The sequence below is a fragment of the Neoalteromonas facilis genome (assembly GCF_002807665.1).
GTDB lineage: Bacteria > Pseudomonadota > Gammaproteobacteria > Enterobacterales > Alteromonadaceae > Alteromonas_E > Alteromonas_E facilis.
Genome location: NZ_PEAY01000001.1, coordinates 735,028 through 748,146 on the forward strand (window position 1 = coordinate 735,028; position 13,119 = coordinate 748,146).

At 46.1% G+C, this 13,119-nt stretch carries 12 protein-coding genes and 4 tRNA genes; 13 read left to right on the forward strand and 3 right to left on the reverse strand.

Features of this window, described 5'->3' with window-relative positions; translation table 11 throughout:
• The first annotated feature begins 56 nt into the window (after window positions 1-56).
• From CSH93_RS03340 to CSH93_RS03360, 5 genes are all read left to right on the forward strand, one after another.
• Window positions 57-133 (forward strand) — tRNA-Met (locus CSH93_RS03340).
• Window positions 134-161: 28 nt separating this feature from the next.
• Window positions 162-246 (forward strand) — tRNA-Leu (locus tag CSH93_RS03345).
• Window positions 247-250: 4 nt separating this feature from the next.
• A tRNA-Gln gene (locus CSH93_RS03350) sits at window positions 251-326 on the forward strand.
• Window positions 327-366: 40 nt separating this feature from the next.
• A tRNA-Gln gene (locus CSH93_RS03355) sits at window positions 367-442 on the forward strand.
• A gap of 114 nt (window positions 443-556) precedes the next feature.
• A complete protein-coding gene (locus CSH93_RS03360) occupies window positions 557-1,990 on the forward strand; it encodes an alanine/glycine:cation symporter family protein (protein WP_100641791.1) in 1,434 nt (477 codons plus the stop codon).
• On the opposite strand, the gene CSH93_RS17890 is transcribed toward CSH93_RS03360, so the two are convergent.
• Window positions 1,987-2,163, reverse strand: coding sequence for a hypothetical protein (locus CSH93_RS17890; protein WP_164078282.1), 177 nt, complete (start codon window positions 2,161-2,163; stop codon window positions 1,987-1,989). The two genes, CSH93_RS03360 and CSH93_RS17890, sit on opposite strands and share 4 nt — an antisense overlap.
• Window positions 2,164-3,312 carry an FAD-dependent monooxygenase gene (locus tag CSH93_RS03365; protein ID WP_100641792.1) on the reverse strand — a complete coding sequence of 383 codons (1,149 nt, stop codon included), beginning with the start codon at window positions 3,310-3,312 and terminating at the stop codon, window positions 2,164-2,166. It abuts the gene before it with no gap.
• An 89-nt stretch (window positions 3,313-3,401) separates the two neighbouring features.
• Between CSH93_RS03365 and CSH93_RS03370 the strand changes: the two genes are divergently transcribed.
• The 8 genes from CSH93_RS03370 to CSH93_RS03405 all read left to right on the forward strand — a co-directional run bounded on the left by CSH93_RS03370 (window position 3,402) and on the right by CSH93_RS03405 (window position 12,877).
• On the forward strand, window positions 3,402-4,295 hold the full coding sequence (locus tag CSH93_RS03370; RefSeq protein ID WP_100641793.1) for a DMT family transporter: 894 nt from the start codon (window positions 3,402-3,404) through the stop codon (window positions 4,293-4,295).
• Between the two features lie 146 nt (window positions 4,296-4,441).
• Complete coding sequence (miaB, locus tag CSH93_RS03375; protein ID WP_100641794.1) at window positions 4,442-5,875, forward strand: tRNA (N6-isopentenyl adenosine(37)-C2)-methylthiotransferase MiaB; 1,434 nt, start codon at window positions 4,442-4,444, stop codon at window positions 5,873-5,875.
• Window positions 5,876-5,886: 11 nt separating this feature from the next.
• A complete protein-coding gene (locus CSH93_RS03380) occupies window positions 5,887-6,891 on the forward strand; it encodes a PhoH family protein (protein ID WP_100641795.1) in 1,005 nt (334 codons plus the stop codon).
• Window positions 6,888-7,343: an rRNA maturation RNase YbeY gene (ybeY, locus tag CSH93_RS03385; protein ID WP_100641796.1), complete on the forward strand. Its 456-nt coding sequence runs from the start codon at window positions 6,888-6,890 to the stop codon at window positions 7,341-7,343. Before CSH93_RS03380 ends, ybeY begins: the two co-directional genes overlap by 4 nt.
• A 45-nt stretch (window positions 7,344-7,388) precedes the next feature.
• Window positions 7,389-8,267 carry a CNNM family magnesium/cobalt transport protein CorC gene (gene corC, locus CSH93_RS03390; RefSeq protein ID WP_100641797.1) on the forward strand — a complete coding sequence of 293 codons (879 nt, stop codon included), beginning with the start codon at window positions 7,389-7,391 and terminating at the stop codon, window positions 8,265-8,267.
• A 2-nt stretch (window positions 8,268-8,269) separates the two neighbouring features.
• On the forward strand, window positions 8,270-9,775 hold the full coding sequence (gene lnt, locus CSH93_RS03395; protein ID WP_100641798.1) for an apolipoprotein N-acyltransferase: 1,506 nt from the start codon (window positions 8,270-8,272) through the stop codon (window positions 9,773-9,775).
• 79 nt (window positions 9,776-9,854) lie between these two features.
• Window positions 9,855-11,120 carry a Xaa-Pro dipeptidase gene (locus CSH93_RS03400; protein WP_100641799.1) on the forward strand — a complete coding sequence of 422 codons (1,266 nt, stop codon included), beginning with the start codon at window positions 9,855-9,857 and terminating at the stop codon, window positions 11,118-11,120.
• A 110-nt stretch (window positions 11,121-11,230) separates the two neighbouring features.
• Window positions 11,231-12,877 carry a SulP family inorganic anion transporter gene (locus CSH93_RS03405; RefSeq protein WP_100641800.1) on the forward strand — a complete coding sequence of 549 codons (1,647 nt, stop codon included), beginning with the start codon at window positions 11,231-11,233 and terminating at the stop codon, window positions 12,875-12,877.
• On the opposite strand, the gene CSH93_RS03410 is transcribed toward CSH93_RS03405, so the two are convergent.
• A complete protein-coding gene (locus CSH93_RS03410) occupies window positions 12,874-13,116 on the reverse strand; it encodes a hypothetical protein (protein WP_100641801.1) in 243 nt (80 codons plus the stop codon). The two genes, CSH93_RS03405 and CSH93_RS03410, sit on opposite strands and share 4 nt — an antisense overlap.
• Window positions 13,117-13,119 lie beyond the last annotated feature (3 nt).

A 13,119-nucleotide genomic window follows, 5' to 3' on the forward strand; every position in this document is an offset into this window, starting at 1 on the left:
ACGGTAAATACCCTTATCAGCATAATACGCGCCACTCCGAAACGGAGTTTCTACGTGGCTACGTAGCTCAGCTGGTTAGAGCACATCACTCATAATGATGGGGTCGCAGGTTCGAGTCCCGCCGTAGCCACCACTTTCTACTTTAGTAGAAGGTTGTCTATGCGGAAGTGGTGGAATTGGTAGACACGCTGGATTTAGGTTCCAGTGCTTCACGGCGTGAGAGTTCAAGTCTCTCCTTCCGCACCATTGTTGGGGTATAGCCAAGTTGGTAAGGCAGCGGGTTTTGATCCCGCGATTCGTTGGTTCGAGTCCAGCTACCCCAGCCACTATTCAGTAATGTGGCTGACGTCGCGTTACAACACAAATTGGGGTATAGCCAAGTTGGTAAGGCAGCGGGTTTTGATCCCGCGATTCGTTGGTTCGAGTCCAGCTACCCCAGCCATATAAAAAAGCGCCTTTTTAGGCGCTTTTTTGTTAGTTATTCCATTCGGTTCTAGACTTCCCTTTCAATCAACGGCAGACTTTTGTTTTCTAATAAGAATAACAAGGATTTATTTTGATCAATGACATTGTCGCCGCGATAAATAACGTACTTTGGGGTGAAGGTCAGGTGCTGATTTACATGCTCCTTGGCTGTGGTATTTGGTTCACTTGGAAATTAGGCGCCGTTCAGTTACGCCATTTCGTCCATATGTTCTCTATCATGCGCGGCAGCACGCGCGGCGATAAGTCTGGTATTAGCTCATTTGGTGCTTTATGCACCAGTTTAAGTGCCCGTGTTGGTACCGGAAACCTTGCAGGCGTAGCCGTAGCAATATCCTTAGGTGGGCCCGGTGCTATTTTCTGGATGTGGGTGATTGCACTGCTTGGTATGGCAACCGGTTTTGCCGAAAGCGTGTTGGGTCAGTTGTATAAAGTGCGTGATGCTAATGGAGAGTACCGCGGTGGCCCAGCCTACTACATTCGCCAAGGTATTAAGCAAAAATGGCTAGCAGTACTGTTTTCACTGTGTTTGTTTTTAGGTTACGGCTTTATCTTCAGTGCCGTTCAAGCAAATACTATAACAGATGCACTGAATAACGCTTATGACATCCCCACGTTGCATTCTGGCTTCGTTATCATTTTAGTTGCGGGTTTAATTGTAATAGGTGGATTACGCGCCATTGCAAGATTTGCGGAATGGATTGTGCCATTTATGGCGGTGGGTTACGTTTCAGTAGCAATTTATGTCACTGCCATCAACATTGATTTATTACCCAGCGTGATCAGTGACATCGTGTTAAGTGCATTTGGCTTAACAGAAGCTGCTGCGGGTGCGTTTGCCGCCGCTGTTAAAAATGGCATTCAGCGCGGTTTATATTCTAACGAGGCCGGTTCAGGCAGTGTACCTCATGCCGCAGCCAGTGCGTCACCTTACCCAAACCATCCTGTATCGCAGGGTTATGTTCAAATGCTTGGGGTGTTTATAGACACCATGATCTTGTGTACCTGTACGGCGTTCATCATATTGCTTGCAGGCGGATCATCTGGTGAACAAATGGAAGGTATTCGTTTAACTCAAACCGCCATGGCTTCCCATTTGGGCAACGGTGGCGAGGACTTTGTGGCGGCTGCCATCAGTCTGTTTGCGTTTACTTCTGTAGTCGCCAACTACGCATATGGAGAAAGTAATCTTCATATGTTTAGGCTTGATAATAAGATTGGCCGAGCACTATATACGTTAGGCTATTTAATGATGATCTTATGGGGCTCTATGGCCGCACTTCCGCAAGTGTGGGCTATGGCCGATATGGCCTTAGGCCTTATGACCGTAATAAACATCATTGCTATTGTGTGGATGACGCCAACCATCGTATCGATTAGTCGAGATTATTTCACTAAACGGGATCGCGGCGAGTTACCCGAGTACACCGAAGGCGACTGTTATATCCAAGGCGAAAACGAAGATGGCGTGTGGAGTGCTAAAGAAAATTCCTCTAGCGCTTCTTAATCACCCATAAACATAAATACTTGAACAACGAGCAAAATCACAATTAAAGGTAATATCCAGCGTGATATTTTGCTCGTTTCTTCATCACTGATACGTACCTTTGAACGCTCAATCAGAGGGACAATAATAAACAAAGCAGCAAACAACACTGCCAATATAATCAACAATTCCATTTATAAGCCTACCGCATATTTTAAAATGTGTTGTTTCATTAAGCCCGCATTATCAACAACTTTCAAAAGTGCATTGCGCGCCAATTTGAGGGGCAATATATCATTGCTAAAACCAAGATAAAACGCGTCCATCGTGCTCATCATTAACGCGTTTGCACGTCGACGCGGCCGCTCATACCGCTGGCGAAGTTGATCTGCCGACGGCATGGATTGGCCTTCAAGCGCAGCCAACAATTGCTCGACATCTTTAAAACCGATATTCACGCCCTGCCCCGCTAATGGGTTGATGGTGTGGGCTGCGTCGCCAGCAAGCACGACTTTTCCTTTAACGTATTGATTCGCATGCGCACGGGCGAGAGGAAAACGCGCTTTGTTAATTATCTCAAGTCCTAGATATGCAGCGCCGTATGCTGAAACGAGAGCCTCTTTAAGTTGAGGCTCATCGAGCGACATTAAATGTGAAATGCTGTCTGCTTGATCGTACCAAATGAGCGCTGCGTATTGGTCATGCATGGGTAAGTAGGCGATTGGTCCCTGTGGTCTAAACCGTTGCCAGGTTTCATGAGTGGATGGGAATGGTGTCTTCACGATAATCCCCATCGCTTGCTGTCCATATTGCCAACCGGTTTGACCAATTTTGGCAAGTTGCCGAACACGTGATTGTGCGCCATCGGCACCAATAATTAATTCTGCTTGTATACGGCTTCCATCACTAAGGTGAATGTCCCCCTGTTCAGGATCAATTTGCTCAACATCAACCTCAGTCTTCCACTCCACACTGTCATAGTCTTTCAGTGCTTTGTGTAAGGCCAACTGCGTGACTCTGTTTTCAACAAAGTAACCTAACCAGGTTTGATCGATAGACGACGCATCAAAATGAGTTACATCAGACGTAACACCTTCACATACACTCAGACGTGAGTAGGGTTGATAGCGCATCGATTCAATATGCTGCCACGCCCCTAATGACGTTAACAATGAGACCGACCCCAAGCTCAGAGCCGACATCCGAATATCCGGTAGTTGCTCTGTTGAAAAGGGTTTTGGTAAGTGGCGTTCGATAATAAGCCCACGCTTGCCTTGTTGCGCTAGGCCCAATGCAATGGCTGAACCCACCATACCACCGCCAATAACAATGAAATCCAACATAATCTCGTGACTGATTTGTAGTAATATGCATTATGAAGTAAAACAGCACGCCTGCCTATGACTAGGCATGAATTCCTCATGTAGCAGCGATGAAACTATCAACACAACGTACTAACACTTTATTACTGGGCGCTATTTGTCTGATTGCTGCAGAGCTTTGCTTTGCCTTTGTCGGCGCGTTGGTTAAATTGCTGAGTGAAGACATGAACCAAACGCAACTGGTCTTTTTTCGCAATGCCAGCGCAATGGTTGTGCTATTACCTTTGTTGTTTAAAAGAGGAATGAACCAAGCATGGCAAAGCGTTAAAACACAGCGTCTAAGCCTGCATGTTTTCAGGGCTTGCTGTGGCATGCTCGCTATGTACGGTTTCTTTTACGTCCTCACTGCGTTAACGCTGGCGCAAGCAATGATGGCATTACTACTTGCCCCTTTCATCGTGCCAATCATCGCGCGGTTTTGGTTACATGAACATATCGATAGAAAAACGCTTATCGCCATGTGCATCGGATTTGTCGGCGTGATTTTTATTCTGATGACGAAGCCTGATAGCAACAGTCAGTACCCCACCCTCGCCATATTGATAGCGCTTGGATGTGCATCACTGGTGGCAACCACTAAGTGTGCCATACGCAAACTAACGGACAGCGAGCCCTCATTGCGTATAGTGTTTTACTTCACCGGTATCGCAACATTGATTTCGTGTGTGCCCATGTTGTTGTTTTGGCAGCCATTGCTGATAAGCGTTATTCCAGGACTTGTCATGATGGGGATACTCGCAGCCGTGGGGCAATTGTTGATGACCAAAGCATTTGCATTGGCCTCGCCTGTCAAAATTGGCCTATTGTCCTACACCAGCCTTATATTTGCCGCTGTCATTGGTGCAATAGGCTGGAACGAACCTATCACACTCTCACTTCTGACCGGCTCAGTACTTATCATATGGGCTGCCAACATCACGATCCGTCGCCGCTGGCTGTTGTGAATCGCTTGGCAGATATAGCGTTTTAAGGGTATAATGGCCGGCTATTTTGAATTGCATTTGGTCAATATCGCCGCAATATTCGCATACTGATATAAGCCATTGGAAATGCAAATAAATTACTGAATAAAGTTGAGCTGTTAAACCACATGAGCAAAAAGCTGTTTATCAAAACCTGGGGTTGCCAGATGAATGAGTACGATTCGGAAAAGATGGCCGATCTACTCGACAGTACTCACGGTTTTTCCGTTGCGGAAGAACCGGAAGATGCTGACGTTATCCTGCTAAATACCTGTTCAATCCGAGAAAAAGCTCAGGAAAAAGTGTTTCATCAACTAGGTCGCTGGAAAACGCTTAAGCAAAGCAAACCTGACCTCATTATTGGTGTCGGCGGTTGCGTAGCGTCACAAGAAGGTGATGCCATTCGTCAACGTGCACCCTATGTGGATCTTGTTTTCGGGCCACAAACACTGCATCGATTGCCAGAGATGATCGAACAAATTAAAGCCGGTGAAAAGGCTGTGGTTGACGTGAGCTTCCCTGAAATTGAAAAATTCGACCGTTTGCCCGAGCCAAAAGCCGAAGGTCCAACGGCGTTTGTATCGATAATGGAAGGCTGTTCTAAGTATTGCACATTCTGTGTTGTGCCATACACACGCGGTGAGGAAGTCAGCCGTCCTGTAGATGATGTCTTGTTAGAAGTCGCTCAGTTAGCAGAACAAGGTGTGCGCGAAGTTAATTTGTTAGGTCAAAACGTCAACGGCTATCGCGGTGAGCAGCACGATGGTTCTATATGTCGTTTTGCCGAACTGCTTGAATTAGTCGCGTCCATCGACGGTATCGATCGCATCCGCTACACCACTTCGCATCCTGTGGAATTTACGGACGATATTATCGCCGCGTATGAAACCATCCCTGAGTTGGTTGATCACTTGCACTTGCCGGTTCAAAGCGGTTCGGATCGCATCTTGAACCTTATGAAACGTGGTCACACAGCGATCGAGTACAAATCCAAAATTCGCAAATTACGTAAGATCCGCCCGAATATCAGTATGTCTTCTGATTTTATCGTTGGATTCCCTGGTGAAACCGACGCTGATTTTGAAGCGACTATGGATTTGATCCAAGCGATTGATTACGACCTGAGTTTTAGTTTCGTCTATAGCGCGCGTCCGGGAACGCCTGCAGCAGATGCAGTGGATGATGTCAGTGAAGATACTAAAAAGCAGCGTCTATATGTATTACAGCAACGCATTAACCAACAAGCATTGCGCATTGCCAGAAATATGGTCGGCACGGAACAGCGCGTATTAGTTGAAGGCCCATCGAAGAAGAATCCAATGGAACTCTCAGGCCGCACCGAAAACAATCGTGTGGTTAATTTCGAAGGCACGCCCGATATGATTGGTCAATTTGTCGATATCAACATCACTGACGTATTTGCCAACTCATTGCGCGGTGATGTGGTGCGCCGTGAATGTGACATGGGGCTTCGTGTAGCCGTAAGTCCGCAAAGCATCATGAATAAAGAATCGACGACTGCACCTGATGCATTAGGTGTCAGTCAATATCAACCTGCGTAGACCGAGGAATTGTGAATAATATAACTAGCAACGAAATTGTATTAGAACCAGAAGACCAAAAGCGCTTATCCAGTCTTTGTGGTCCGTTTGACGATAATATTAAGCAGATTGAACGCCGACTTGGCGTTGAAATCACCTACCGCAATAATCAATTTAAGGTTATTGGCGAGCCTATGCGCGCCGGTGGTGCGGGTGAATTGTTAAAGTTGTTGTATATTGAAACACAGCCCATTAAAGGTCGCATTCCGGAACTTGAAGCCGAAAAAGTGCATTTGGCAATCCAGGAAGTTAAATGTTTAGAACGTGCCGAAGCCGGTGAATACGGTAAAGAAGTTCACGTTAAAACTAAGCGTGGCGTAATTAAACCGCGCAATCCAAACCAGTCACAGTACGTCGCGAATATTGTTAATCATGACATTTCATTTGGTATCGGCCCTGCGGGTACTGGTAAAACTTATCTAGCCGTTGCATGTGCTGTGGACGCATTAGAGCGCCAAGAAATTCGTCGTATTTTATTGACTCGCCCCGCAGTCGAAGCTGGCGAGAAATTAGGTTTCTTACCTGGCGACTTATCACAAAAAGTCGATCCATACTTGCGTCCTTTATACGACGCATTATTTGAAATGCTGGGTTTTGAAAAGGTTGAGAAACTGATTGAGCGCAATGTCATTGAAGTTGCACCGCTTGCCTACATGCGCGGGCGTACATTGAATGATGCGTTTATTATTCTTGATGAAAGTCAAAACACCACTGTGGAACAGATGAAGATGTTCCTAACGCGTATTGGTTTTAATAGCAAAGCCGTGATTACAGGCGATATTACGCAAATTGATCTGCCCCGTAATGCTCGCTCCGGACTTAGACATGCGATTGACGTCCTCAAAGACGTCAAAGAACTATCATTCAACTTCTTCAACGCCAATGATGTAGTGCGACACCCTGTGGTGGCGCGTATTGTTGGCGCTTATGAAGAGTACGACGCAGAGCAAGCGCGTCTGAAGAACTCTGAATCGTGAGCATTAGCGTAGACCTGCAGGTCGCGTGTGAACAAGACACGCCAAGCATTGAAGCGTTTGAACAATGGGTTGAAAGTGCTCTTAGCGCGAATCAGCTTGACGCTGGTGAAGTCACCGTGCGTCTAGTGAACCCAGAGGAATCACAGCAACTTAATTTTCAATTCAGAGGAAAAGACGCAGCTACCAATGTGCTGTCTTTTCCATTTGAATGCCCGCCTGAAATCGAAATGGACTATTTGGGTGATCTCGTAATATGTCCGGCAGTTGTAGAGCAGGAAGCCATTCAACAAGAGAAAGATCTCAACCATCATTATGCACATATGACGATACACGGTGTATTGCATTTGTTAGGTTTTGACCATATTGATCCAGAGCAAGCAGAAGAGATGGAATCACTCGAAACACGTTTGCTTGCAAAATTAGGGATTGACGATCCCTACCAAGATCATTAACTATTAACAGCCGACAACGGCATTATTAACAAAGTACGTTAAAATATGAGCGACGATAACCCGCACTCTACCAGCGGTTCTTCAAAAGGTTGGTTTGATAAAATACTCCAACCTTTCGCCGGAGAACCGAAAAGCAAGGAAGACTTAAAAGAAGTCATTTCTGAAGCAGAAGCCCGAGAGGTCATAGACCCTCAAACACGCGAAATGATCGAAGGTGTCATTGGTGTACACGATATGCGTGTACGTGAAATCATGATACCTCGCGCGCAAATGATCACCATCGACATCAATCAATCGGTAGAAGAGTTTCTGCCCTTGATGCTTGACTCCGCTCACTCACGCTTTCCTGTTATTAGTGAAGACAAAGATCATATCGAAGGCATTTTGTTGGCAAAAGACCTACTAGCCTACGCCTTTATCCCAGGTAAAGAGTTTGAGCTTAAAGACGTATTGCGCCCGGCGGTCATTGTCCCAGAAAGTAAGCGTGTTGATGTATTGCTCAAAGAGTTTCGCCAACAACGCTATCATATGGCTATCGTAGTCGATGAATACGGCGGTGTTTCTGGCTTAGTTACGATTGAAGACATCCTCGAATTGATCGTCGGAGAAATCGAAGACGAGTTTGATGTTGAAGAGGACGGTACGGATGATATTCGCCCGCTCAACAAAAGCACCTATTCAGTGAAAGCATTGACCCCATTAGATGAATTTAATCGTTTCTTTGAAACGTCGTTTAATGAAGAAGAAGCTGACACGATTGGTGGTATCGTGCTCAAAGCGTTTGGTCACATGCCCGAAACCGGTGAAGAAATCACGGTTGGTAAGTTACTATTTAAAGTCACTCAATCTGACAAACGTCGATTACAGCAACTTAAAGTCTTGCTAGAAGAAGACGGAGTCAACAGCACCGACACGGAAGACTAGCCCTGCAAAAGTTGTTTATTTACCTTATCGTAATTTTATCTGGTGCATCGCTAACCCTAGCGTATGCACCTTTTAATTATTGGTGGGTTACTCCCCTCGCGCTCACAATCACTTTCTACACAATATTACGCCAAACTCAGTACAGTAAAACCTGGCTTATGGCGTGGTTTGGATTCGCCTGGTTCGGCGCTGGCATTAGTTGGGTTCATGTAAGTATCGCCGATTTTGGCGGCTTGCCACTGATTGGCTCCGTTGGACTAATGGTTTTACTCTGCGCTTATCTTGCGCTGTATCCCGCACTTGCGATGAAAATTTGCCAAAAAACAAGTGCTGACAATATTCCGCTGATGTTGCCCCTAGTATGGTTATTCGTGGAATGGCTACGCAGTTGGATGCTAACCGGTTTCCCGTGGTTATCACTTGGTTACAGCCAATTGAGCTCCCCGCTAGCTGGCTGGCTACCCGTCATAGGCGAAACAGGCCTCAGTGCATTACTTATATTGATGAGCGTATCCTTTGCTTGGTTTTTATTGCACAAGCGCTGGCTAAGTATGGTACTCATTACAGCGCTACCATTTGTGACTGGCGCAATATTAAATGACGTTGAATGGGTTACACCGCGGAATCAGTCTGTCAACACCGCCATGGTGCAAGGCAATATAAAACAAGAATTACGTTGGGTGCCGGAGCAAGATATGCCGACAATGCGCACCTACTTTGATGCAACGTTACCATTGCTCGATGCCGAACTCATTATTTGGCCTGAAGCCGCTATTCCAAAATTGGAATCACTCGCACAAGACTACATTCATGAATTGGATGAGTTAACCGCGCAACATGATACTGCGTTAGTCACCGGTATTGTGAATTACAATTACGAAACGGGCGATGTGTATAATAATCTTATTGCCGTTGGCAAAAGGGAAAAAGAGGATACCCAAAGGCACTACCGCTATTTCCACAATAATCGCTTCGCCAAACACCATTTGTTGCCCATCGGAGAGTTTGTCCCCTTTGAGTCAGTACTAAGAACCCTTGCTCCTATTTTTGACTTGCCCATGTCGAGTTTTACTCGTGGCGATTTCCAACAGCGTAATTTAGTCGCCAATGGGATCCATATCGCACCGGCGATTTGCTTTGAGATAGCGTTTCCTCGTCAAGTACGAGCAAACATTTACGCTCAAACCGATGTGATCCTTACCGTTAGCAACGACGCATGGTTTGGACGCTCACATGGCCCAGCTCAACATATGCAAATCGCGCAGGTAAGGGCCAAAGAGCTTGGTTTGCCCGTCATTCGTTCGACCAATAATGGTATTAGTGGCTACATCAATCACAAAGGTGAAATAGAAGCCGCCCTGCCCCAATTTGAATTGGCGTCGTTGCGCCATCAAGTACAACTCGTATCTGGAAGCACACCTTACCGTATATTCGGTGACGCACTCGCGTGGTTAGTGTTTATTGCGTTTGCGGGTATAGCGATTTGGCGTGATCGTCGTACCAGTTAAGCGCTGATTTTACATTGTTGCGGCGACGCTGACTGTTATACTGAGTGCTTGTTTTGGCATTTTAATAGGTTCAGCCTTCATGAAAGCATTGTTCTGCGCCGTTATTCTTACTCTTATTTCTAGCCTAGCCCACGCACAATTAGCGATTAAAGCTGATGCACTCGTCGATGTTGAAAATGGGAAAACAATTAAGCACCCACTCGTCATTGTAAAAAACGATAAAGTCGTTGAAGTGTTGAACCACACGCGTGACCAAGTACCTGACGGATCAGATGTTATTGATTTGAGCGGCCATACCCTGTTACCCGGCTTTATGGACATGCACGTTCACCTTACCAGTGACGCGACAATGCACGGATACAGAGGGCTCGCCGTGTCTACGCCACGCGCTGCGATTACGGGTGTGAAGCATGCCAAGCAAACATTACTCGCAGGCTTCACCACGGTGCGTAATGTCGGGGCTCCCGGCTATGCGGATATCGCCCTTCGCGATGCAATAATGGCCGGAGATGTAATCGGTCCACGCATGTTTGTTGCAGGCCCGTCTATTGGCGTCACCGGTGGTCATTGTGACAACAATTTATTGCCAGCAGAATACGAAGTTAAAAGTGAAGGCGTTGCCGATGGCCCATGGGCTGTGCGCGAAAAAGTCAGAGAAAACATCAAGTACGGTGCCAACGTCATCAAGTTTTGTGCAACCGGTGGTGTGCTATCCAAAGGCACTAAAGTTGGGGTTCAACAATATAGCTTTGAAGAAATGAAAGCATTAATTGATGAAGCACATATGCGCGGATTAACCGTGGCGACACACGCTCACGGCACAGACGGCATTAAAACAGCAATCAAAGCCGGTGTTGACTCAGTAGAGCATGTCAGCCTACTAGACGATGAAGCCATTACGTTGGCAAAACAGCACGGTACTTACTTCTCTATGGATATTTATGTCACCGAATACATTCTCGGTGAAGGAGCCAAAGCCGGTATTTTGGAAGAAAGCTTAGCCAAAGAGCGTATCGTCGGAAAACGTCAACGCGACAATTTTAATAAAGCGGTCAACGCCGGCGTAAAAATGGTGTTTGGTTCTGATGCGGGAGTATACCCCCACGGTGACAATGGCCGTCAGTTCAAACGCATGGTTGAGTTTGGCATGACCCCAATGCAAGCGATTCAGGCTGCTACGATTAATTCCGCCACACTGCTCAAACAGCAAACGGTTATGGGTAGTGTAAGCAAAGACAAGTTCGCCGATATTGTAGCCGTTAAGGGCGATCCCTTATCCGATATCAGCTTGTTAGAGAATGTTCAGTTTGTGATGAAAAACGGTGAAGTTGTTAAACATGACTAACGTACACAAATGCATTTAATTTTATAAATATAAATAACCTTTAATTTTAAATTGATTTATATTTATTGCGTTTTATAATTGCCAAATTCTAAAATCAGGCAACGTATTCGATGAGTTTTTTGAACCAACTACATACTCGAAATCTACGCGGCGATGTATTAGGTGGCGTTACTGCAGCCATTGTCTCGCTGCCACTAGCGCTAACATTCGGGGTGGCGTCTGGCGCCGGTGCTGAGGCAGGGCTTTATGGTGCTATCTTAGTAGGGCTTTTCGCGGCCTTGTTCGGCGGCACGCCTACTCTCATCTCAGAGCCTACAGGCCCCATGACAGTGGTTATGGCAGCCGTTGTGACAACCCTAATTGCGGACAACCCAGATAACGGACTCGCCATGGCATTTACTGTCGTCATGATGGCGGGTATGTTTCAAATCGCATTTGGATTGTTAAAGTTAGGGAAATACATCACGCTGATGCCTTATAGCGTGATTTCCGGCTTTATGTCAGGGATAGGCTTCATCCTCATCATCATTCAGTTTGCCCCCTTAATTGGGCAATCAGCCCCTGCTGGAGGCGTGAACGGTACATTGACCAACCTCCCGTCATTGCTGGCTAATATTCACTGGGGCGAATTAGCACTTGCATTGTTAACGCTCGCTATTTTATTTTACACGCCGCAAAAATGGCGTAAATTCGTCCCCCCGCAACTGTATGCACTGGTCATCGTTTCATTAATTTCGGTCATCTTCTTTAACTACAATGACATCCAGCGTATTGGCGAAATAAACGCATCGATCCCCTCCTTGATATTCCCAACATTTACCTTAGAACAATTCCAAACCATGTTGGTAGACGCCATGGTATTGGGGATGTTGGGTTGTATCGATTCGATGTTGACCTCGGTTATTGCCGACAACTTAACCCGTACTGAACATAAATCCGATAAAGAGCTCGTTGGTCAAGGCATTGGTAATATTATGTCCGGTCTTTTTGGTGGCTTACCCGGTGCGGGGGCAACCATGGGGACGGTAGTCAATATACAAAGTGGCGCACAATCCCCGTTATCCGGCGTTACCCGTGTTGCCGTATTGGTCGTCGCGGTATTTGGCGCCGCGTCATTAATAGGCAATATTCCTCTAGCCGTATTGGCCGGCATAGCGGTCAAAGTCGGTGTCGATATCCTTGATTGGAGCTTTATAAAACGTGCACACCGCGTGTCTTTCCATTCAACTTTGATCATGTACGCAGTGATGCTACTGACAATATTCGTGGATCTGATTATCGCCGTCGGGATCGGCGTATTTATCGCCAATGTCATTACCATTGAAAAACTCAGCGCAAGCCAATCAAAGAATATCCGTGCAATAAGCGATATGGATGACAAACTCCCGTTAACACGTGAGCAAAAACGCCTACTGAATATGGGCGAAGGTCGGATCCTGTTCTTTTACCTCAGCGGCGCAATGATTTTCGGCGTGTCTAAAGCTCTCGCTCGCGAGCGTGCAAGTATTCCTGATCACGACGTGATTATTATTGACTTAAGTGATGTGTCGATGCTGGATGATACTATCAGCTTATCCATTGAGAACGTGGTCAAAGAAGCGAAAGAGCTTAACAAAGCGGTGTTTGTTGTGATGAAAACACGCAAAGCGGAAGAAAAGCTTAAGCGCATTGGATTAGAAGACTTACTTGATGATGACGCCTTCACTAACGACCGTACGGTAGCGCTAGAAAAAGCCATTCAACACCTACCCGCTTAGTCTGCGGCTTTATCATCCTCATGCAGTATCTTTTCACAAGTACTGCATGACTGACCTCTCGCACTCCAATAGAGGCGAGTCAAAACAAACACAAGGGTGGAAATTGCTGCCCACACTAAAGCGGAGATCACAGCGAGGTTAAAAGAATACCCTTTTAGCCAATAAGCAAAGCCCAATATAACCGCCACGATGCTAAAAAAGCGAAAGACTTTTAGCGGGCTTATTTTACCTGCAGACATGAC